At 70.5% G+C, this 21,794-nt stretch carries 21 protein-coding genes and 1 pseudogene; 13 read left to right on the forward strand and 9 right to left on the reverse strand.

The genetic code is table 11. From position 1 onward, the window contains the following. Position 1: 1 nt before the first annotated feature. Both ACWPQI_RS01945 and ACWPQI_RS01950 read right to left on the reverse strand, forming a co-directional pair. Positions 2-1,465: an alpha/beta fold hydrolase gene (locus ACWPQI_RS01945; protein WP_237211598.1), complete on the reverse strand. Its 1,464-nt coding sequence runs from the start codon at positions 1,463-1,465 to the stop codon at positions 2-4. Between the two features lie 87 nt (positions 1,466-1,552). Then, positions 1,553-1,720, reverse strand: coding sequence for a hypothetical protein (locus ACWPQI_RS01950; RefSeq protein ID WP_157180003.1), 168 nt, complete (start codon positions 1,718-1,720; stop codon positions 1,553-1,555). Positions 1,721-1,984: 264 nt separating this feature from the next. Here ACWPQI_RS01950 and ACWPQI_RS01955 point away from each other — a divergent pair, with 264 nt between their 5' ends. From ACWPQI_RS01955 to ACWPQI_RS01965, 3 genes are all read left to right on the forward strand, one after another. Further along, positions 1,985-2,437: a DUF6098 family protein gene (locus tag ACWPQI_RS01955; RefSeq protein ID WP_017682366.1), complete on the forward strand. Its 453-nt coding sequence runs from the start codon at positions 1,985-1,987 to the stop codon at positions 2,435-2,437. Positions 2,438-2,625: 188 nt separating this feature from the next. After that, the gene (locus ACWPQI_RS01960) at positions 2,626-3,321 is read left to right on the forward strand and encodes a ZIP family metal transporter (protein ID WP_474738616.1); all 696 of its coding nucleotides are present in this window, start codon (positions 2,626-2,628) and stop codon (positions 3,319-3,321) included. A gap of 50 nt (positions 3,322-3,371) precedes the next feature. Beyond that, complete coding sequence (locus tag ACWPQI_RS01965; protein ID WP_010594894.1) at positions 3,372-3,947, forward strand: HhH-GPD-type base excision DNA repair protein; 576 nt, start codon at positions 3,372-3,374, stop codon at positions 3,945-3,947. Between the two features lie 40 nt (positions 3,948-3,987). Here ACWPQI_RS01965 and ACWPQI_RS01970 read toward each other — a convergent pair whose 3' ends face one another. The 4 genes from ACWPQI_RS01970 to ACWPQI_RS01985 form a co-directional block, all read right to left on the reverse strand. Next, on the reverse strand, positions 3,988-4,167 hold the full coding sequence (locus ACWPQI_RS01970) for a hypothetical protein (protein WP_017682363.1): 180 nt from the start codon (positions 4,165-4,167) through the stop codon (positions 3,988-3,990). 217 nt (positions 4,168-4,384) lie between these two features. Further along, complete coding sequence (locus tag ACWPQI_RS01975; RefSeq protein ID WP_203011368.1) at positions 4,385-4,663, reverse strand: GlsB/YeaQ/YmgE family stress response membrane protein; 279 nt, start codon at positions 4,661-4,663, stop codon at positions 4,385-4,387. Positions 4,664-4,814: 151 nt separating this feature from the next. Next, positions 4,815-5,090, reverse strand: coding sequence for a DUF4193 family protein (locus ACWPQI_RS01980; protein ID WP_474738617.1), 276 nt, complete (start codon positions 5,088-5,090; stop codon positions 4,815-4,817). A 184-nt stretch (positions 5,091-5,274) separates the two neighbouring features. Continuing rightward, a complete protein-coding gene (locus ACWPQI_RS01985) occupies positions 5,275-6,396 on the reverse strand; it encodes a beta-mannosidase (protein WP_203011782.1) in 1,122 nt (373 codons plus the stop codon). Positions 6,397-6,702: 306 nt separating this feature from the next. Here ACWPQI_RS01985 and ACWPQI_RS01990 point away from each other — a divergent pair, with 306 nt between their 5' ends. Both ACWPQI_RS01990 and ACWPQI_RS01995 read left to right on the forward strand, forming a co-directional pair. Continuing rightward, the gene (locus ACWPQI_RS01990) at positions 6,703-7,032 is read left to right on the forward strand and encodes a hypothetical protein (protein ID WP_474738618.1); all 330 of its coding nucleotides are present in this window, start codon (positions 6,703-6,705) and stop codon (positions 7,030-7,032) included. Between the two features lie 151 nt (positions 7,033-7,183). Beyond that, positions 7,184-7,519, forward strand: a pseudogene (locus tag ACWPQI_RS01995) (YciI family protein); the annotation flags it as partial. 102 nt (positions 7,520-7,621) lie between these two features. Here the strand turns inward: ACWPQI_RS01995 and ACWPQI_RS02000 are convergent. After that, complete coding sequence (locus ACWPQI_RS02000) at positions 7,622-8,416, reverse strand: SDR family NAD(P)-dependent oxidoreductase (RefSeq protein WP_040273580.1); 795 nt, start codon at positions 8,414-8,416, stop codon at positions 7,622-7,624. Positions 8,417-8,490: 74 nt separating this feature from the next. Between ACWPQI_RS02000 and ACWPQI_RS02005 the strand changes: the two genes are divergently transcribed. From ACWPQI_RS02005 to ACWPQI_RS02015, 3 genes are all read left to right on the forward strand, one after another. After that, positions 8,491-10,713, forward strand: a complete 2,223-nt coding sequence (locus tag ACWPQI_RS02005) for a DNA polymerase III subunit gamma and tau (RefSeq protein ID WP_304434424.1) — start codon at positions 8,491-8,493, stop codon at positions 10,711-10,713. Positions 10,714-10,869: 156 nt separating this feature from the next. Then, positions 10,870-12,285 carry an amidase gene (locus ACWPQI_RS02010; RefSeq protein WP_210063203.1) on the forward strand — a complete coding sequence of 472 codons (1,416 nt, stop codon included), beginning with the start codon at positions 10,870-10,872 and terminating at the stop codon, positions 12,283-12,285. Positions 12,286-12,377: 92 nt separating this feature from the next. Further along, positions 12,378-13,091, forward strand: coding sequence for a response regulator transcription factor (locus ACWPQI_RS02015; protein ID WP_010594903.1), 714 nt, complete (start codon positions 12,378-12,380; stop codon positions 13,089-13,091). Between the two features lie 38 nt (positions 13,092-13,129). On the opposite strand, the gene ACWPQI_RS02020 is transcribed toward ACWPQI_RS02015, so the two are convergent. Together ACWPQI_RS02020 and ACWPQI_RS02025 are read right to left on the reverse strand one after the other, a co-directional pair. Next, positions 13,130-13,885 carry an IclR family transcriptional regulator gene (locus ACWPQI_RS02020; protein ID WP_099528216.1) on the reverse strand — a complete coding sequence of 252 codons (756 nt, stop codon included), beginning with the start codon at positions 13,883-13,885 and terminating at the stop codon, positions 13,130-13,132. After that, a complete protein-coding gene (locus ACWPQI_RS02025; RefSeq protein WP_474738619.1) occupies positions 13,882-15,303 on the reverse strand; it encodes an APC family permease in 1,422 nt (473 codons plus the stop codon). Before ACWPQI_RS02025 ends, ACWPQI_RS02020 begins: the two co-directional genes overlap by 4 nt. Before the next feature lie 446 nt (positions 15,304-15,749). Here ACWPQI_RS02025 and ACWPQI_RS02030 point away from each other — a divergent pair, with 446 nt between their 5' ends. The 5 genes from ACWPQI_RS02030 (at position 15,750) to ACWPQI_RS02050 (ending at position 21,769) form a co-directional block, all read left to right on the forward strand. Beyond that, complete coding sequence (locus tag ACWPQI_RS02030; RefSeq protein ID WP_010594907.1) at positions 15,750-17,255, forward strand: aldehyde dehydrogenase family protein; 1,506 nt, start codon at positions 15,750-15,752, stop codon at positions 17,253-17,255. 204 nt (positions 17,256-17,459) lie between these two features. Further along, complete coding sequence (locus ACWPQI_RS02035; protein WP_124258364.1) at positions 17,460-18,941, forward strand: APC family permease; 1,482 nt, start codon at positions 17,460-17,462, stop codon at positions 18,939-18,941. Then, positions 18,938-20,884, forward strand: coding sequence for a primary-amine oxidase (locus tag ACWPQI_RS02040; protein ID WP_010594910.1), 1,947 nt, complete (start codon positions 18,938-18,940; stop codon positions 20,882-20,884). The genes ACWPQI_RS02035 and ACWPQI_RS02040 overlap by 4 nt, the downstream gene beginning before the upstream one ends. 5 nt (positions 20,885-20,889) lie before the next feature. Beyond that, entirely contained in the window at positions 20,890-21,342 is a 453-nt protein-coding gene (locus ACWPQI_RS02045) for a hypothetical protein (protein ID WP_474738620.1), read from the forward strand. A gap of 55 nt (positions 21,343-21,397) precedes the next feature. Then, entirely contained in the window at positions 21,398-21,769 is a 372-nt protein-coding gene (locus ACWPQI_RS02050; RefSeq protein WP_474738832.1) for a polysaccharide deacetylase family protein, read from the forward strand. Positions 21,770-21,794 lie beyond the last annotated feature (25 nt).

The raw sequence follows: 21,794 nt of genomic DNA on the forward strand, positions 1-21,794 counted from the left end.
GTCACCGGCCGGACGTTCTCGGGATCACGTCGTCTCGAAGCAGCTGCTCCACGGCGTCGGCCTGCTCGAATGCGACCGCATGGGCAGCGTCGTCGAACGTGATCAGTCTCTTCTCCGGCGCGTCGAGCAGGGTGAACCATTCCAGGAGCAGTTCCCGGCGCCCGTCGAGTTCGGCCGCCCCGTCGAGGATGTACACCGGCACCTCGAGCCGGGTCGCATCCCGCCGGAAGTCGATGTCCTGGATCTGCGGATACATCACGGTGAAGGTGTCGATCAGCCCCCGCAGCACGTTCGCCTTGTCTATCAGCGAGTACTCGGTGCCGAGAATCCCGAAGCCGTCCAGGCCGCTCGCCTCGCCCCGCGCGCGATACCCCGCCGCCGGCTCGTACGGATCGTAGAGGTGGTCGTAGGCAGCGAGTATCTGCGCGTTCGCCCACGGGATGTCCGCATACGGCGGCTCCCCGATCTCCTGCAGGGTCGCCGCGAGGTCCGTGTCACCGGTCCGGGTCGCGTACTCCTGCAGATCGCGGTAGATCCGGCGGTCCGTCTCCCGGACGTTCACCATCTGTCCGCTGCCGAGGTACGCGGCGAACAGGTCGGGGCGCTGCTGCACGGTGCGGACACCGAGGATCGTGCCCCACGACTCACCCATGAGATAGATCCGGTCCTCGTCGAAGCGGTCCCGGAGATACTCGGCGACCTCGACGGTATCGGCGACGACCCGCTCGAGGGTGGTCTCGTCGGTCGGGAACAGCGCGCCGTAGGATTTGCCGTTGCCGCGCTGGTCGTAGGTTGCGAACACGACGTCGTCCACCCACGGCTCCGCCAGGGCGCGTGCCAGCGCCATGTCGGACTGGCCGGGGCCGCCCGACAGGTACAGCAGCACAGGCCTCCCGGGATCCGCGGCGCGGATCATCAGCGCGTGGTCGTCGCCGCCCAGCGACACGGTCTCGAGAGCCGCCACTCCCACCGGCTGCCCGTCGGGCCCGAGCACGGCAGGTGTGGAGGCCGGCCGGACGATCAGGGCTGCCAGTACGAGCGTCAGCACGCCGAGGACCGAGGTGAGCACGAGTCCTCGACGGGGTCCGGGTGGGGTCCCGGCGCGCCGTCGGGTGAGCGCGACCCCGAGGCGGGCACCGACCAGCATCGGCAGCACCAGCAGGATCGCGTGCAGGCCTCGGCTCACCGTCAGCGCCAGCACGCCGTAGATCGAGTCGAGCCGCACGTCGTCGATCGTCGGTACCGACACGTCCAGCCGGACGATCTCCAGTGCAATGCCGTAGGCGAGGACGAGCGGAACCACCATCCAGGCCGAGCGCCCGGCCCAGCCGCCGACCGCACCGAGCAGCAGGCCGGACGTCATCACCGCAAGCGCGTGGACCGTCGTGACCGGCCCCACGGGGAGCGTCGCCGCGGTGACCGCGCCTGCCACGGCCGCCGTGACGAGCACGAGCGCGATCCTCACGCCCGAACCGGCCTGGACCATCCGCCCCCCTTCCGAGTGCGCGCCGGCCGCGCGGCCGAACACCGCACCACTACGGTCGAACCCGTGTCACATTCGGTCCGAGGCCGCCGCGTCCTCGACGTACCGGTCGATCTGTTCGCGCCAGAACTCCCGGACGCTCTCCGCGGAATTTCCCGCACCGATCGCGTGTGCGACGAGGTCCCGGACGTCTTCGAGAACGCGCGTGTACTCCGATTCTTCGCCGTGGAGTGGCATATCCGAACGATACTCCGGCACGCCGTCGCGGACGGCGCGCTTCTCGCCCGCATGCCCGCTCGTGCGATCCACCGCGGATCGCGTTGCGTGGGTCGGACCAGGATTCGGGAGTATCGTGCGGGTCAGCGGGTGTCCTGCGACGCTCGCGCCGGAACCGTCGACGAAGGGAGCCGTCGTGGGCACCGGTGAGCCGATCCGACGACGGCGGTCCTCGCCTCGCCCGGTGCCGGACCCGAGCTGACGGCCGGACGAGACGCGTCGACGATGCTGCGCGAGGAGATGTATCCCGATCCCGACGACATGCAGGTGATCACCGGTCTCGACCAGCTCGCTGCGCTCGTCGCCGGGAATCCGCTCCTTTACCTGCGTTTTTCCCGGGGGCCGGCGGCGGACGCTGCGGACGGTCCCACGCGCGATCGGGCGGCCAACCTCACCCTGCCGGGGTGGTCCGTCCTTCCCGTTGCCCCGGAACCGTGGTGGCGGCGTCCTGTCGAGGACTGGGTTGCGCGTCGGATCCACCGGTACGCCGCCGGCGACGAGACCGACGGGCGTTTCCTGTGGTTGCTCGAGGGCACGATGGTCGGCCGTGGCCTCGACCAGGAGCCGTTGGTGATCGACATCCGCCCGCACGCCCGGTTGAGCCCGAAGGTGCTGTGGGAGGCGGAAAGACGTTACCGCGAGCGTTTCGAGGTGGAGCCGGGTTCCGGCCCGTGGTGAGGCGGCGGCCGCTCGCTCTGCCGCCGCGACAGGACGCTACCGGGCGCCGGTGCGCAGGTCGCTACGCGCCGGTGTCGAGGACGTCGACCCCGGGACGGCTGCGGCGCCCTGGGTGACCGCCGTCGCGGACGGAAGTGTTCGGTATTGGCATGCAACATCTCTCGTTGCTGCAGTCGTAGAGTGATCCGGTGCTGACCGCCCTCTGGTACGGACTGGGAACTGCGGTGCCCCTGTTCGCCGGTGCCCTCGTCGGGCTCCGGTACGACCTACCCCGACCTCTGCTCGCGGCGCTGATGGCCTTCGGTGCAGGCGCCATGGTCGCCGCGGTGTCCACCGAACTGTTCGCGCCCGCCTTCGCGGACCAGGGCCTGTGGTCCGCCGGCGGTGCGCTGTTGCTCGGGGCCTCGGTGTACGTCGTCGCCGATCGGCTGATCGAGCGCAGGCTCGGCACCGCTGCCCTGGGGTGGGCACTGATGCTGGGGGCGTTGCTCGACGGGATCCCGGAGAACGCCGCCCTGGGGGTGACGCTCGCCGGCGCCGGCGGCGGTGGACTGGTGCTGCTGGTGGCCGTCGCGGTCGGCAACGTACCGGAGGCCGTGGCCGGTGCCGCGTCGATGCGCTCGAACTTCGATCGGCGGAAAGCCGTGCTCATCTGGGGTATCACGGCGACACTGCTGGTGCTCGTGGTGGTGCTCGCGACGGCGTACGCCGACTCGCTGCCCCCCGCCGGCATCTCACTCGTCCAGGCCTTCGCCGGCGGCGCGACGATCGCGGTCATCTCCGACTCACTGATGCCGGAGGCATATCGGGAGGGTGGCTGGTGGGTCGGAATCTCCACGGCCCTCGGCTTCCTGGTGGCGTTCGCGTTGGGCGGCCAGGGCTGATCGTCGCGCCGTTCGCTCGCCGGACTCCCGTGGATGCGAGGATCGTGAGCATGGCACCGACCTTGAACCTCGTAGGTGATGCCGACGCCGATGCGTTGCTCGCCGCCGACCCGCTCGCCCTGCTCATCGGGATGCTCCTCGATCAGCAGGTGCCGATGGAGACCGCGTTCGCGGGACCGAAGAAGCTCGCCGACCGCCTCGGCGGTCTGGACGTGCACCGGATCGCCGAGGCCGATCCGGACGAGTTCGCCGCGATCTGCTCCGGGCCGCCGGCCGTGCACCGGTTCCCCGGATCGATGGCCAAGCGGATCCAGGCGCTGTGCGCCGAGATCGCGGACCGCTACGACGGTGACGCGGCGGCCCTGTGGACGAGTGGCGACCCCGACGGCAGGGAGGTGCTGAAGCGCCTGAAGGCCCTGCCCGGCTACGGCGACCAGAAGGCCCGGATCTTCCTCGCCCTGCTGGGAAAGCAGATCGGGGTGCGACCCGAGGGCTGGCGGGAGGCTGCGGGGGAGTACGGCGAGGACGGGTCACGGCGGTCCATCGCCGACGTCGTCGATGCACAGACCCTGCAGGAGGTCCGGGAGTTCAAGAAGGCGTTGAAGGCAGCCGCCGGGAAGAAGTGAGCCTGCACGGCGCGGATCGGCGAGTCCGTCGGCCGGCGGCTCAGGTCTTCTTCCGGGGCGACCGGCGTCGCTTCGGGGCCTGCGGGGGCTCCGGGACGTCGGCCGGACGCCCGGTCAGCGCCTCCACGACGGCGGCGAGGTCCTCCTGGGACAGCTCGTGGGTCTCCTGGGTGCGGCTCCCGGAAGCAGAGCGCGCCTTCGTTGCTGCGGTGTCGTCCATCGGTGTCCCTCTCGTCGCTCGCCGGTGGTTCCGGGATGACCCCCACGCTCACCGCACGCGCCATCCACCCGGTCAGCATGCCGGAAAGGTCCCCTTTTCGCAGCGGGCGACGCCCGACACGCCCGGCGAGGATCCGGCTCGCGCAGCGCGGCGGCCTCCCGTGCCCCGGAACGGGGTGACGGGAGGCCGCCGCGTGTGTGGTGACTGAACTGCGAGACTACCGGCGGGTGACCGGGCGGCGACCGGTGACGGCCTTGACCACGAACAGCAGGATCACCGCACCGAGGAGGCAGGTGAGGAAGCTGAAGATCAGTCCGCCGCCTTCGACGTCGCGGCCGAGGAGCTTGAGCAGGAAGCCACCGAGCAGGCCGCCGATGACACCCACGACGATGTTCAGCAGGATCCCCTGCTGCTCGTCGGTCTTCATGATCTTGCTGCCGATCCAGCCGGCGAGGCCGCCGATGATGATCCACCCGATGATTCCGAGTCCGAGCACGCTCCACTTCCCTTCGTTCGGGGACCCTTCCGGTCCCCTCCGGTCTTCACCCGCCGCTGCCGGCGTGGTCACGACTACTGTTACCCCGGACGGTCGAGAACTACACCTCGGCGGAAAACCGTTCTCGTTCCGCCCTTTCGATCGAGATCCGTCAGCTGCAGTCCCGGCAGCGCGTCGTGCCGTCGTCGGACCGTGCGAGCCGGCTGTGGTGATGGACGAGGAAGCAGCTGTCGCAGACGAACTCGTCGCTGCGCCGCGGCACGACCGGGGCGGTGAGCTCCTCGCCGGACAGGTCGGCGCCGGGGAGTTCGAAGAACTCGGCGATGTCGCCGTCGTCCGGCTGCACCGTCTCGCTCACCGCCGGGAGCGTGGGGGTGGTCAGCTCGTCCGTGTCGAGCTCTTTACGGGTGTCGTAGTCGAGTGTCATGACCCCTCCTGTGCTGGCCGCGATTACTTGTCGGTGTCACCTTCCGGCGGGTGCCGGTGGGGGCGACGCCGGGCCGTGATCGCCCTCCTTTACCCGGGCCGGCGCGATGCCAAACCACGTCCGCCGGAAACCGTGAGCCGGGAAGACCCGCCCGGCCGTGCGGGTGCCGTCGCGCGGTGGCCGGTCAGCCGGTGGCCGGGGTCGACTCGGCGGAGTCCCCGGTGGTTCCGAACTGTTCGATCACGCCCCACAATTCGTCGTCGGGGCCGACGTCGTACGTGCAGGCGTCCGGGCGGGGGTCGGGCACGAACGCCCAGATGAGCGCCCCGGCGGTGCCGGCCGCCTTCTGTCCCGCGATCTTGGTGGCGATGTGCTCGGCGCGGTCGGCCGTGGTGCCGCACCGGCCCGCCAGCTCGCCGATCTCCGCCACCAGGAGTGGTTTGCCGATCTGCCGGGCCTGGGTGATGCGGCGTGCCAGACCGTTCCACTGGTCGCCCGGAAGGGGGACCGCGTCGGCGCCGTAGTCGTGGTACTGGACGACGTCCACCCACGGCGACGAGCCGACCGTCGCGTACTCGTCGCCCTGGGTGCCGCACTGCCCGCCGCCGGTGAACCCCGCGGTGATCAGGGTGCGCGGATCGAGGGCGCGGACCTGGGCCCCCGCGACGTCGAAGAACCCGCGCAGGACGGCCGCCGCGTCCGGCGGGCACCGCCGCAGCCACCACGAGCACTCGGCATCGGTGCACACGCTGGTCTCGGGTTCGCCGACGAGTTCCCAGGCGGCCAGAGCGGGGGAGTCCTTCCATCGCGTCACCGCCGTCGTCACCCAGTCCCGGAAGCTCAGGACTTCGCGCTCGTGATCGACCGGCTCCGTCCATCCGTCCAGATACCACTGCCGGTCCTTGAACACCTCGTCCTCGCACGCGCCGTCCTGGGCGGCGAGGACCGGGATCACGAGTTGGCCGTGGGCCTCGGCCGCGGCGAACACGGCATCGAGCGGGCCGAAATCGAGCTCGCCGGTGAACCGGTCGACGGCCAGAGCCTGGAACGCGTTGAAGCGGGTGAGCGAATGTGGCGGCAGGGCGCCGAAGTAGGCGTCCAGATCGACCATGGCGCCGCAGCCCCAGTTCACCGCCCAGTTCGTGCCCAGCTGGTAGGCGTTGAAGCCGGTCGGCCACCAGGGCTGCCCGTCGAGTCGCAGCCCCGTGCCGTCGGTGGTGACCCGCGCGCCCGGATCCGGATCGGCGGTGGCGGTACCGGTGGTGCCCATCGCCACGGCGAGGATCGCCAGGGCCGCCGCCCACACCTTCGCCGTCCTCCCCGCGCGCATGAAGGAACTGTACTGGCGCGGAGCCGGATCGGTGAGACGAGCGATCGGAGTCGGCAGCGTTAGCACTCGGCGTCGGCGAGTGCTAATCTGTGCTGCGTAGCAGCCGGGCCGAGGGGTGAGGTCGATACGAGATGTCGTGTGCCGTATCCGTCCCCTCGCGCCGAGCGCCGGTTACCGCGCCGTCGCGGATCTCGGAATTCTTGTCCTGCAGAAGATTCCGTACGGCTCCGCCCTCGCGTGCTGCATTCCGTTCCGCCATCTCCGACGAGGATTCGAAAGACCATGTCCGTCCTGCAGACTCCCTTCCGCTCCGGACCACACCGTTCCCGATTCGACTTCCCCGCCCTGTCGCGGCTGCGTGAGACAGTCGAGGACAAAGGCGCAGATCTGGCCCTGATGCTCGGCGCCCTCTCGATCGTGACCTTCTGGACGTTCGGCTTCGGCATTCTGCTCGGTGCGACCGCCCTCGGGACCGGCATCGCCGCCACCCGGCGGCCCGCCGTGTTCACCGACGAAGCGAAGTCCCTCGATGCGCTCGTCGGGATGCTCGCCGGCATCTTCGGAATCCTTGCGGGCGTGGTGTTCCTCAGCTGGGCGCTGCCCCATCTCTGACACCTGCCACGACGGGGGCGAGTCGATCGCGTGCTCGGCGCCGGCGGTGCGGGAGCCGGACGCCCGTCGGGGGCGGGCGAGCGAGTCTCGTGCGCAGCGTGCCCGCATCGGCGAGGACGGGTCCGAGCCCGGGGAAGAAGGAGCCGACGCGATGACGAAGTACCTGATCTCGTTCCCGAGTGGCGCCATGGTCGTTCCCGACGGGGAAATGCAGGCAGTGTCGGATGCGGCGCACGCGGTGGTGGAGGAGGCGAAGGACGCCGGCGTCTGGGTGTTCGGCGGTGGAATCGACGAGAGCGTTCTGCCGGTCCTCGTCGAAGGGGACGGCAAAGTGACCGCCGGCACGTACCCGCAGACCGAGCAGCTCGCAGGCGGCTTCACGGTACTGGAGTTGCCCTCCCGGGAGGCCGCGCTGGAATGGGCCGCGAAGTTCGCGATCGCCTGCCGGTGCGCGCAGGAGGTGCGCGCGTTCGGGTACGACCCCGCCGGCTCCCGGGGAGTGGCGCGGCATCGCGATGCTCTCCCGCACCTACCGTGCCGCGATCCGCCTCGCTGCGACCCCGATCTAGACCGGCTCGATCGGCACGGCCTACCGGGGCGCGGACGCCGGCTTGGCCATGAATCGGTGGAGGAAGGCCTTCACCGAATCCGGCATCACCGCCGCCGTGAGCGCCATGGTCTTGGACATGGGCGAGCTGGCCACCACCTTCCGCTTGCCCCCGCGCATCGCCTCGTAGCCCTTGCGGGCGACCTTGGCCGGGTCGTCCTTCGGGCCGCGAGCGATCGGCGCGTCCGCCATCTCGGCCTTGCGGAAGAACGGGGTGTCGGTCGCCCCCGGCATCAGCGCGGTGACGGTGACCCCCGTCCCGCGCAGTTCCTCGTGCAGTCCCTCGGAGAACGACTGCAGGAACGACTTGGAGGCGTTGTAGACCACCTGGTAGGGCCCGGGCATCTCCGAGACCACCGACGAGGTGATCAGTACGCGGCCGGCGCCCCGCGCGGTCATCCCGTCGAGAACGTACTTGGCCAGGTGCACGGTCGAACGCACGTTGACGTCCACCACCTCGAGCTGGTCGTCGAGGCCGGTGTCGACGAACAGGCCACCCTGCCCGGTGCCGGCGTTGAGCGCCGCGGCGGCCAGCGGCCGGCCCGTGGCGGTCACGGCGGCGCACACCTCCTCCACGCCCGCCGCCGTCCGTAGGTCGGCGCGCACCGGAATCGTGGCGGCGCCGGCGGCGGCGAGTGTGCGGGTGGCGTCGTCGAGGGCATCGGAGTGGGCCACCAGGATGAGGTCGTAGCCGTCCCGGGCGAACAGTCGGGCGAGTTCCAGGCCGATTCCGCTCGACGCTCCGGTCACCAGGGCCAACGGTCGTGTTCCGGTCATGGCCGTCGGATACCCGCATCGCTTCGTCGCAACCACGCGGCCGGTCTGTCGGTCGGCGCCGGTAGTCTCGGCGCGTGGCCCTCTACCGTAAGTACCGACCGGCGACCTTTGCCGAGGTGGTGGGTCAGGAGCACGTCACCGAGCCCCTGAGCATCGCCCTCGACGCCGGTCGCATCAATCACGCGTATCTGTTCTCGGGCCCCCGCGGCTGCGGCAAGACCTCCTCGGCCCGGATCCTGGCGCGCTCGCTGAACTGCGCGGAGGGTCCGACGTCGGCGCCGTGCGGGACGTGCCGGTCCTGCGTGGCGCTCGGTCCCGGCGGTGGCGGCAACCTCGACGTCATCGAACTCGACGCCGCGAGCCACGGCGGCGTCGACGACACCCGCGAACTGCGCGACCGCGCCTTCTACGCGCCGGCCGAGTCGCGGTACCGCATCTTCATCGTCGACGAGGCCCACATGGTCACCACGCAGGGCTTCAACGCCCTGCTCAAGATCGTCGAGGAGCCACCGGAGCACCTGATCTTCGTGTTCGCCACGACCGAACCGGAGAAGGTGCTGCCGACGATCCGCTCGCGCACCCACCACTATCCGTTCCGCTTGCTGCCGCCCCCGGTCATGCGCGGGCTGCTCGAGAAGATCTGCACGCAGGAGAACGTGCCGGTCGAGGATGCCGTCTACCCGCTGGTGATCCGTGCGGGCGGGGGCTCGCCGCGCGACTCGCTGTCCGTGATGGACCAGCTCCTCGCCGGCGCAGGCGAGGAGGGCGTGACCTACAGCCGGGCACTCGCGCTGCTCGGGGTCACCGACGTCGCCCTCATCGACGAGGCCGTGGACGCCCTCGCCGCCGGCGACGGGGCGGGACTGTTCGGAACCGTCGAGAAGGTGATGGACGCCGGCCACGACCCACGACGGTTCGCGGTCGACCTGCTCGAGCGGCTCCGTGACCTCATCCTGATGCGGTCGGTGCCCGACGCCGCCGAGCGCGGTCTCGTCGACGCGCCCGGTGACGTGCTCGAGCGGATGCGGGAGGAAGCCGACCGGATCGGTCCCGCCACCCTGACCCGGTACGCGGAGATCGTGCACTCCGGCCTCGGCGAGATGCGCGGGGCCACGGCGCCGCGCCTGCTTCTCGAGGTGATGTGCGCGCGGATGCTGCTGCCGGCCGCGTCCGATTCGGAATCGGCTGTCCTGCAACGTCTCGAGCGTCTCGAAAGCGGGATCGCGGCAGCGCCGCCGGGCGCCGCTGCGCCGGGCACTGCGCCGCCGAGCGTCGCGCCGCGGGCCGTCCCGCCGGTCCCGGCCGCGCCCGCGCCGATCGCGCCCGACGAGCCGGCCGCCAGGTTCCAGCGTCCCTCCCAGCGGCGGGCAGCACCGGCCGCACCCGTCGTCGAGCCCGCACCCGTCGTCGAGCCCGCACCCGTCGTCGAGCCCGCACCCGTCGTCGAGCCCGCGGCCGAGCCGGTCCCGGCGCCACCGTCGGAAACACCGTCGGTTGCCGCCGCGCCGGCACGTGAACCGGAGCCGGCACCACGGCCCGTCGTACGGGAGCCCGTGCGGGAACCGGAGCCTGCGCCTCGCCCCGTCGTGCGGGAACCGGAACCGACCGAGCCGGAACCCGGACCGCAGCCCGCGCCGGCGCCCGCCGCGGCCGCCGGACCCGACGCCGCCGCCGTCCGCGCGGTGTGGTCCGAGGTCCGCAGCAAGGTCCGCGAGCGCAGCCGCACCGTCGAGGTCATGCTGTCCGGTGCCACGGTCCGCAGCGTGGACGCGGGCCGCATCGTCCTCGGCCACGATTCCGCTCCGCTGGTCAAACGGCTCGTCGAACCGCGCAACGCCGCGGTGATCGCGGACGCCCTGCGGGCGGTGTTCGGGGTGGACTTCGAGGTGACCTGCGTCCAGGGCGCTGCGACACCCCCCACCGCTGCGAAACCGGCCGCGGCCCAGTCGGCGTCGCGCCCCTCCGGTCAGCCGCGGTTCTCCCGGCCCAGCCAGGCGCGGCAGGCCCAGCCCGCCCCGCAGCCGGGCGGGGCGTCTCCGGCCGCCACCCCCGCTCCGCCGCGTCCCGAGGCCGACGACATCCCACCGCCCGAGGCGCCGGACTACCCGGACGACCCCGGCCCCGAGCCCGGCTACGAGCCTCCGCGGATCAGCCCCGCCGACGTCACCGCCGAGGACGAGGAGGAGATGTTCGCCGAGGCCGCCACCCCGGTCGACCCGTCGACGCGGCGCGAACCGGAGGACGTGGCGATCGAGTTGCTGCAGGACATCCTGGGAGCGAAGAAGATCAGCGAATGATCGTGTCCCGGTCCGTCGCCGCACCGACGCCGCGGCGTCCGGGACGGTAGGGCGCACCGGCCGGTCCGAAAGATCGGTAAGTTGACCGATTGTCGGCGGGATCGCCGGATTCCTATGGTCGAGCCACCTCGACCGGACCGAATCACGGAGACGACCATGACCGACAATCTTTCCTGGCTCACTGCAACCGAACTCGCGGACGATGTTCGCCGAGGACAGATCAGCGCGAGCGAAGTCGCGGAGCACTTCGTGGGGCGTGTGGAGAGCGTCAACCCGACGATCAACGCAATCGTCGACTTCGATCGCGAACAGGTCCTGTCCGACGCGCGCGCCCTGGACGAGAAGCTCGGCGGCGGCGAATCCGTCGGCCCCCTGCACGGAGTGCCCTTCACGATCAAGGACCTGACGGCCGTGGCGGGGCGGCCCCTGACGTTCGGCATGGTGCCCATGAAGGACAGCATCGCCGACCACGACGCGGTGATCGTCCGGCGGCTGAAGGCCGCCGGCGGTCTCTACCTGGGCAAGACCAACACGCCGGAGAGCGGCTACTACGGCGGCACGGACAACCACCTGTTCGGCCCCACCCACAACCCGTGGAAGCGCGGATACAGCGCGGGAGGTTCCAGCGGCGGCGCTGCCGCCGCCGTCGCGGCCGGCCTCGGCCCGCTGGCCGAAGGCAGCGACGGAGCGGGATCGGTCCGCATTCCCGCGTCGCTGTGCGGCGTGGTCGGCCTCAAGCCCTCGACCGGACGGGTGCCGCAGACCATCCTGGCCGGTCGCTTCTACCACTGGGCCTACCACGGTCCGATCACCCGCACGGTCGAGGACAACGCCCTCATGCTCGGTGTCGTTGCCGGCCCGGACGAATCCGATCCGCTCAGTCTGCCGGCCTCGGACACCGACTACGTCGCCGAAACGAGGAAGGACATCGCCGGGTGGCGCATCGCCTGGTCCCCCGACCTGGGCTTCGCGACGGTCGATCCGGAGGTGGCGGCGATCTGCGCGGAGGCCGTCCGGGTGTTCGAGGACCTCGGAGCCCGGGTCGAGGAGGCGACCCCCGCCTGGGGAGACCCGGAAGAAGCGATGTGGCACGGCATCTGGGTTCCCGGCTTCGCGGCCGAACACGACATGCTCGACTGGGACGAGTGGCAGGGCCAGGTGGACGACAATCTCGTCGAACTGATGCGTGAGGGAGAGCGTCTCACGGGCGTCGACGTCGGGCGAGCAGACCTGTTCCGTGGCCGGATGTGGGATACGTTCTCGGCGTTCATGCAGAACTACGACCTGCTGGTCTCGCCCACCTTGTGTGAAGCGGCCCCTCTGCTGGGGCAGTTCGCTCCCGACCGGCTGGCGGGGGCGCCGCTGCGCTCGCAACTGCTCGGCTGGCTGATGACCTACCCGTACAACATGCTGAGCACCCCGGCCGTCACCGTCCCTGCCGGATTCACCTCGGACGGACGTCCGGTCGGCCTGCAGATCGCGGGACGGCTGCACGCCGACGCCGCGGTCCTGCGCGCAGCGGCGAACTTCGAACGCGCTCGCCCCTGGGCGGATCGGGTCCCGGAACTGTGACGGGGCGGGCGAGCGCCCGCGGGAACCGGAACGTATCTGTCCGATAACAGGATTCGGCTCCGCTGGACACGGGATTCGACTATCGTCGAGCGATGGTCGTACCCGTGTTCAGTGGACTGGTCTCGGTGTTGCTGGGAGAGAACGCCGTCGATCGCATGACCGGGCTCACCCGGTACATGACGGATCAGCTCGGGTGCGCGGCGGCTGCCGTGACCCGCGTCGCCGGCGGCCGGCATGCGGTGGTCGCCAGCCGTGGATACGACGACCGCACCCTGGACTACCTGGTCACCGACTTCGTCGACAGGGATCCGGGCATGCAGGCGGTTCGGGCCGAGCCCTCCGCGGTGCTGACCTGGCGCGACATCCCGTCGTATCGCGAGACCTACTCGGTGCGCGAAGTGTTCGCTCCCGCCGGATTCTCCGAAGGCACCTCTATCGTCCTGACGTCGCCCACCGGGGTCGCAGTGGGAGCGCTGCACGTCAGTGTGACACGTGATTCGGTGCCCACCGGGGTCAAGACGACGCTGAGCGACGCCCGGGAGTACGCCGCCTGGTCGGTGGACACGCTGACGCGGCAGGAAGCGGTCGCCCTCACGCCACGGGAACACGAGGTTCTCGAACTCGTGATCGCCGGCCTGTCCAACCGTGAGATCGCGCAGCAGATGCAGCTCTCGCGCAGCACGGTCAACACTCATGTGGAGCACCTGCTGCGAAAACTGAATGCCCCCAACCGGGTCGGCGCGGTGGTCCGGGCGGTTCGGCTCGGCCTGGTGTCGAACCGGGATGCGTGGGCCCAGTCCACGTAGCAGTCCGTTCCGAGCCGGGGCGGGCTCGTCGCGCCCCCTCAGGTGAGCAGGGGCGCGAGTTGCCGCGCGTGCTCGCGGAGCGACTCGAGATGACGCGTCAGCAGATGCTGGTGGTCGATGCTGCCGGACAGGACCAGACCCGCGACCAGGGTGCCGGCGGCGGACCGGACGGGGACGGCGAGGCACGCGCAGTCGTCGCGCAGTTCGCCGAGCTGGGTGGCGAAGCCCCGGTCGCGGATCTCCGCGAGGTGACGGAGCAGGTCGCTGCGCACGACGATCGTGCGACCGGTGAGGGCGCGGAGGTCCCACCGGGGGAGGACGGCGTCGAGGTCGTTCTTCTCGGCGAGCAGGAGCTTGCCGACGGCGCTCGCATGGAGATACCGCGTGAGGACAGCCTCGTCCGTGCGGGGCGGATATTCGGGGTCGGCGTCGGCGAGGCGGAGCGTCGTGTCGGTGTAGTAGTACAGGTGGACGCCGAAGCGGACGGTCAGCCGAAGCTCGGTCAGCAGGGTGCGGGCGGCCGTGCAGACCGTCGGGACGACGGCCGCGTCGACGAGTACGCCGATCTTGCGCCCCAGAGCGAAGCCGGACAGATCGGGCAGCCGGACGACGTAGCCCTCCCCGGCGAGCAGGTTCAGGAGCCGATAGGTCGTCGCCGGCGGCAGGGACAGGTGCGCTGCGATGTCCTTGGCGGTGACGCCGGGGCCCGCCCGGGCCACCTCCTCGAGGACGCGCAGGGCGCTGATCACGGCCTTCGGCTGACGCCCCGACAGGGTTCCGTCGACGGGGCTCACCGCCGCACCTGCCACGGGCGGTGCCGGCCGAGCAGATCGTCGGCCACGGTCTCGTCGTAGACGCCTATCCGATCCGCGACGCCCGGGTCCCGACGCACCCGCACCGCGAGCAGCGCACCCCCGAGGAGCATCAGGACCGCGTACACGGCGGTCATCGCGCCCGCCACGTAGAGCCTCGACGCGGCAGCCCACATGATCAGCGCCACCAGGCAGGCCGCGGTGAGCGCGCCGACGATCAGCGGCATACGGGTCAGCTCGCCGATCCGGTGCAGGAATGCGGGCGTAGCGACACAGACGAGGATGTAGGCGAGGACGTACCCGTGCGCCGAGAGGGTCAGCAACCCGATCAGGACGTCCCGGGTCGAGCCCGTCGCGATCAGAAACACCACGGGCACGACCACGACGACAGGCATCGCGACGATCAGGGCGACGTGCGGCGTGCGGAACCGGGCGTGGGCCCGGCCGACGATCGCCGGGGCGATACCCTCCCGGCCCATCGCGAACAGCGTGCGCGACAGCGCGGTGGTGGAACCCATGACGCATGCGAACCACGACGCGGTGATCCCGAGTTCCATCACGACCGCCAGCACCGCCGAGCCACTGCCGGCGGTGTCCGGGAGGGTGAGCACGATCCGCAGGGAGCCGACACCTTCCCTCGCGGACTCGGGCGACTGCATCGCTGCGGCGAACACGTAGAGCGCCGCGAGCACGATCGGCGTCCACCGGATCGCGCGCGGCACGCTGATCAGCGGGTTGTGGGCCTCGCGGGCCACCGTTCCGGCGCTCTCGAAACCGACGAACGAGGTGATCGCCAGCAGCAGCGCGAAACCGATCGCGGAATCCGAACCGGTCCCGCTCGGCGCCGAGGGGGACGCGCCGTCCCGGACGGCCACGACGAACGCGATCACCAGGACGGCCGAGGCGGCGACGATGGCGAATGCCTCGACCCCCAGCATGATCCGGGCGGAGAGCTGGACGCCGCGCACCATCAGCAGCAGTGCGACCACCCCGACGATTCCGGCGAGCACCGCGCTCGTCGGCGCTCCGGCGGACAACCCGACCCGTTCGAGCAACGACGCCAGATAGCTCGCCGCACCCACCGTGCTGGCCATGGCGGCGGCCGCGTAGCCGATCAGCAGCGACCATCCCCCGGCGAAGCCGACGCGGGGACCGAGCCCCTTCACCGTGTAGCTGTACAGGCCGCTGACCGCGACCATGCGGGCGGCGAACTGTCCGATGCAGTAGCCGACGGCCGCCATCAGGACCGCCGCCGTGACGAACACCGGGATCGCGGCGCGCCCGGCTTCGGGGATGACGAGAGCCGGCAGGGTGACCATCACCGCCGAGGGGGCGACGGCCGAGACGGACTGGGCCAGTACCTCGACGAACGTCAGGCGTCCGCGCTCGAGGCCCGCCACCGGCGAAGTCCCTCTGATCTGTGGTGTACCGGACACCTTGCACCTGCTTCCACACTCGCCAGGGGACGTCGAGCGTCGGCCGCCGGACGATCCCGTGGGGTGCACGGTAGCGCAGGCACGCAGCGCGCTGCACCGATCGCACATCAATTTTCGGTCACTCGAATGAGAATGCCGGGCCCGCCGGACGTGCGCTCGCGCGGGGCGGGCGGTGCGCGCACGACCGTCACCTGGGGCGCCGACGAGAAGTCGAACGAGAATCGGGAAACGGTCTGGGCCCCAGCCGAATGAGAATCGGACAGCCCGCAATTTCCATCCGGAATCGGGGGTGACTCGCGCCACATCGTGTGGTTATCGTGGGTTCGGGTCACAGCGTCGGAAGCCGGCGAACCGGAGTCGAAACCACTGTGCCCGAGTCTTTTTCATCTTTCCTCAGAGTCGGAGACATCATGACTGCAGTTGCGCAATCCGCCACCGCTCTGCTTCCGGAGGTGGCCGAGTTCCTCTCGTCGCCGAAGCAGATGCTGATCGGCGGCCGGTGGGTGGAGTCGGCGTCGGGCCGGCGGTTCGACACGGTCGATCCCGCGACGGGGCAGGTGCTGACCACGGTGCCGCACGGCAGCGCCGAGGACGTCGACCGCGCCGTGGCCGCCGCCCGCCGGGCGTTCGAGGAGGGGCCGTGGCGGCGCCTGACCCCGGCCGAGCGTCAGCGCGTCCTGTGGCGGATCGGCGAGGGCATCCTGGCCCGGGCGGACCAGTTCGCCCAGCTCGAGTCCCTGGACAACGGCAAATCGGTGGTCGTCGCGAAGGCGGTCGACGTCACCTGGGCGGCCGAGATCTTCTTCTACTACGCCGGCTGGGCGACCAAGATCGAGGGACGCACCGTCCCGGTGTCGGTTCCGTGGGCCCCGGGTGCTCGTTTCCACGCGTTCACCAGCCGCGAGCCGGTGGGTGTGTGCGCCCAGATCGTGCCGTGGAACTTCCCGCTGGTGATGGCCGCCTTCAAGCTCGCCCCCGCGCTGGCGTGTGCGAACACTCTGGTGCTCAAGCCCGCGGAGCAGACCCCGCTCACCGCGCTGCTGCTCGCCGAGGTCGCCACCGAGGCCGGGGTGCCCGACGGCGTCGTCAACGTGGTCACCGGCTTCGGGGACGCGGGTGCGGCCCTGTCGGCCCACGACGACGTCGACAAGGTCGCCTTCACCGGCTCGACCGAGGTCGGCAAGAAGATCGTGAGTGCCGCCGCCGGGAACCTGAAGAAGGTCTCGCTCGAACTCGGTGGCAAGAGCCCGCAGGTCGTCTTCTCGGACGCCGACCTCGAGGCCGCGATCCCGGGCGTGGCGAGTGGCTTCCTGTTCAACCACGGGCAGGCGTGCACCGCCGGTACGCGGCTGTTGGTGGAGGACCGAATCTTCGACGAATTCACGCAGGGCGTAGCCGAATTCGCGAAGTCGCAGAAGATCGGTCCGGGACTCGATCCGACGAGTGACATCGGGCCGCTGATCTCGGCGGAACAACTCGGCAAGGTCACCGGCTACATCGACGCCGGACTCGAGGACGGAGCGCGTGCCCTGTCCGGAGGAAAGCGCCACGGCGACAGCGGCTTCTACGTCGAGCCGACGCTGCTGGTCGACGTGCGCAGCGACTTCGGCGTGTACCGGGAGGAGATCTTCGGCCCGGTCGCCGTCGCCGTGCCCTTCAACCGGGAGGAGGGGGTTCGCGCCGCCGCCAACGACACCCCCTACGGTCTCGCGGCGAGCGTCTGGACGCGGGACGTCTCCCGGGCGCACGAGGTCGCCGCCGAGATCAAGGCGGGCACGGTCTGGATCAACTGCCACAACGCGTTCGACACCGCACTGCCCTTCGGGGGCTACAAGCAGTCGGGCTGGGGGCGGGAACTCGGTGAGGGAGCCCTGGCGGAGTACACCCAGACCAAGTCGGTCAACATCGCACTCTGACCGGCCGGGGCGGTGCCCGGCGCCGGACGGGCACCGCCGCCCGTACTGCCGGCCGAACGAGAACCCGGCACCGAGGCGTTCTCGTTTGCCGTCGACGAACCGTGACGCCGCGGTGACTGCACCGACAACGGCCGGGCGCACGCTTCTTCCGGCGCTCGGCACCGAACCGCCGGCACACCCCCTCTCCCGAAAGTCGAAGCACCGATGACCCTCAACGCTCGCGCACACGAACCCCCCACCCACCGGTTGTCCGGCAGCCTCGGTCCCGGCGCCGTCGTCTTCATGGTGGTCGCGGCCGCAGCCCCGCTGACCGTGATCGCCGGCACGGTCCCACTCGGCATCTCCGCCGGAAACGGGGCCGCGTTCCCCGCCTCGTACGTCGTCTGCACGGTGGTCCTGCTCTTCTTCGCCGTCGGCTTCACCGCCATGGCGAAGCACGTGCCCGGGGCGGGGGCGTTCTACACCTTCGTCACCCACGGTCTCGGCCGGCACGCCGGTCTCGGTTCGGCGTTCCTGGCGCTGTTGTCCTACACGGCGGTGCAGGGCGCCGTCTACGGATACATCGGCGCGGCCCTCGACGACTTCGTGACCGCGCACGGCGGCCCTGAGTTGCCCTGGTATCTCTGGGCTCTGATCGTGCTGGTGGCGGTCGCGGTGCTCGGCTACCGCCACATCGACCTGTCCGGCAAGGTCCTCGGGGTCCTGTTGCTGTGCGAGGTCGGCATCGTCCTGGTGATCGATGCGGCGGTGGTCGTCCGGGGCGGCGCGGAAGGTCTGTCCACCGCTGCGCTGCGGCCGTCCGAGTTCTTCTCGGGCGCACCGGGAATCGCCCTGATCTTCGCCGTTGCCGGATACATCGGTTTCGAGGCGACCGCGGTCTTCCGCGACGAGGTGCGTGATCCCGCCCGGACGGTTCCCCGGGCCACCTACCTCGCCCTGGTGGTCATCGGCGGCTTCTATGCGCTGTCGAGCTGGGCGCTGGTCAGCGCGTGGGGTGACGAGGGCGCCGTCGCCCTGGCCACCGAGAACCCCGAGGGCATGATCGTCGACACCGCGACCCGCTACGTGGGAGCGGCGGCCGGTGACGTCGTGCAGGTGCTCCTCGTCACCAGCCTGTTCGCGGCACTGCTGTCCTTCCACAACGTGCTCTCCCGCTACATCTTCTCGCTCGGCAACAGCGCGGCACTGCCGGCGCGATGCGGCCGCTCGCACGAACGTCATGCGTCGCCCTACGTGGCCTCGGTCGTGCAGACGGTCTCGGCGCTGGTCCTCGTCGTGGCCTCCGCCGTCGGCGGGCTCGATCCCGTGACCGAGGTCTTCGCCTGGTTCGCCGGGGTCGCGTCCGTCGGTGTGCTCGCCCTCATGGCGCTGACGTCGATCGCCGTCCTCGTCTTCTTCCGGCGTTCCCGGGCCGACACCCGGCCCTGGCCCACGCTGATCGCGCCGGCGCTGGGCCTGGCCGGGCTGGGCGCCCTGCTCACGATGACGATCGCGAACCTGCCGCTGCTCGTCGGCGGATCGAGCACCCTCGCCGCCGTCATCGCCGTTGTTCTCGCCGGGACGTTCGCGGGCGGAGCGGCCGTGGCCGCTCTCCGCCCCGACGCTGCACGAAACACCCATCCCCACGGCGGCCTCGCGCCCGCCGTCACGACCGAACCCCTGATCGACAAGGAGATCGCACGATGAGCACTGCCACCACGCCGTTCACCGAAGCGGCATCGACACCCGCACCGGACCATCCGCTCAGCCCGCTGACCGCCGACGAGATCACCGCAGTCAAGGAAACGGTGTCGGCGGCGGGACTGGTGACCGAGCACGTCCGGTTCGTCTACGTCGGACTCGAGGAACCCCCCAAGTCGACGGTCCTGGCGTTCCGGCCGGGGGAGCACGTCGAGCGCCGGGCCCGCGTCCTGCTCCTCGACCGCGCAACCGGTGCGGGATCCGACCACGTCGTGTCCGTCACCGAACGCAGGATCCTCGGCACCGTCGCCGTCGACGCCGCCACCGACGGGCACGTCCCGATCCTCGACGAGGAGTTCGAGGACATCGAATCGTTCCTGCTCTCCAGCTTCGACTGGATCGCGGCGATGGCCGCGCGCGGCATCGACCCGCAGAAGGTGCGCGCGGTTCCGCTGTCGGCCGGGGTGTTCGGGCACGAGGACGAGGTGGGGCACCGGATCGTCCGCGTGCTCGCGTTCCATCAGGAGGACGAGGCCGACCTGCCGTGGGCGCATCCGATCGACGGTGTGGTCGCGTACGTCGATCTCACCGAGCAGCGGGTGGTGAAGGTGGTCGACGAGATCACCCTTCCCGTGCCGGCCGAACGCGGCGAATGGGACGCCGCGCCGCACGAGACGCCGGTCCGCACCGACCTCAAGCCGATCGAGATCACGCAGCCCGAGGGGCCGAGCTTCTCGGTCGACGGCAACCGGATCACCTGGGCGGACTGGACGTTCCGGTTCGGGTTCGACGTCCGCGAGGGCCTGACCCTGCACCAGCTGTCGTTCTCCGACGACGGCGTGGAGCGACCGGTGATCTACCGTGCCTCCATCGCCGAGATGGTCGTGCCCTATGCCGACCCGTCGCCGGTGCGATACTGGCAGAACTACTTCGACCAGGGGGAATACCTCTTCGGCCGCTACACCAACTCGCTGGAACTCGGGTGCGACTGCCTCGGTGAGATCCAGTACTTCGACGTCACCATCGCCGACGAGAAGGGCGACCCCCGGGTGATGAAGAACGCGATCTGCCTCCACGAGGAGGACTACGGCGTCCTGTGGAAGCACACGGACATGTTCAACGGCATGACCGAGACCCGGCGCTCGCGCCGGCTCGTGATCTCGTTCTTCCTCACGATCGGCAACTACGACTACGGCTTCTACTGGTACCTCTACCTGGACGGCACCATCGAGCTCGAGGCCAAGGCCACCGGCATCGTGTTCACCTCCGCCTACCGCGGCGAGGACGGGTTCGCCACCGAGATGGCGCCCGGCCTCGGTGCACCGTTCCACCAGCACCTCTTCTCCGCGCGCCTGGACATGGCGGTCGACGGCAACGTCAACACGGTCGAGGAGGTCGACGCCGTGCCCGAACCGATGGGACCGGACAACCCCTGGGGCAATGCGTTCCGCTGCCGCAAGACCACCCTCACCACGGAGGCCGAGGGGCAGCGGCTGGCCGACAACACCAAGGCCCGGGTCTGGCACATCACCAACCCGACCAAGCAGAACCGGCTCGGGCGGAACGTGGGTTACGCGCTGCACCCGGAAGGCCAGCCCGTGCTGCTGGCCGACCCGTCGAGTTCCATCGCCGCCCGCGCCGCGTTCGCCACCAGGCACCTGTGGGTCACGCAGTACGACCCGGCGCAGCGGTATCCCGCCGGCGACTTCGTCAACCAGCATCCGGGACAGGGGGGACTGCCGACATTCGTCGCCGGCAACCGGAACATCGAGGGCGAGGACCTGGTGCTGTGGCACACCTTCGGGCTCACCCATTTCCCGCGCCCGGAGGACTGGCCCGTGATGCCCGTCGACTATGCCGGATTCACGCTGAAGCCGGTCGGGTTCTTCGACCGCAATCCGGCGCTCGACGTCCCGGCCGGCCCGTCGAAGCACTGCTGCACGGACTGACGGCCGTGTCCACCACCGATCCGGCCGCCCGTCGCACCACGTTCCCGTGGTGCGGCCGGGCGGCCGCCGCCCTGGCCGTCGCGTCCGCCGTGCTGCACGTCGGCGCACTCGGGGGGCACGCACCCTCCCCGGCGCCGGCGGTCCTGACGCTCGTCATGACCGCCGGGTGCCTCTACTGCGCGCGCCATCTCTGGCGGCGCGGAAACCAGCGGGACTGGATCCTGGTCACCGTCATGAACGTCGTGATGATCATGCTGCACCTGACCACCATGAGTCCCGGAGGTGGGGGCGGCGGCCACCACGGGCACGCTGTGCCGGTGGTCGCCGGTGGCGCAGCGGACGCATCGATGCCTCCGCTCATGGCGGCCGCACTGGCGGTCGCGGCCGCGGAAATCCTCCTCGCCGTGAGCGTGGTGTTCCACCGCACCCGGGGGCTCGACCCGGCGATCGCGGGGTAGAGCGGGGAACCACAGCGACACCCACCCTGCCTATCCGGATCTGACCGACGAGCAGATCAGGGCCGACCTCGCAGCGGCCGAGGCCGCGATCACGGCACTGACAGGTCGCCCGGCCGTGCCGTTGTTCCGGTTTCCGTTCGGTGCTCGCACCGACGTCGACATCCGCGTCGTCAACGATGCCGGGTATGTGCCGGTGTGCTGGACGGTGGACTCGCTCGGCTGGAAAGGCACCAGCGGTGGTCTCGACGTCGGGGCGGTCACCGAACGGGTCGTCTCCGCAGCCGTGCCCGGCCAGCTCGTCCTGATGCACGTGGGCACGAACCCCGACGACGGCACGACTCTCGATGCCGATGCGCTGCCCGCGATCATCGACGGTCTGCGTACTCGGAGTTACAGTTTCGTGGATCCGGTCGATGTCGTCCGCTGAGCCCACCACGGTGCGTCGCACCCGT

The sequence above is a fragment of the Rhodococcus sp. LMD genome, assembly GCF_056108245.1.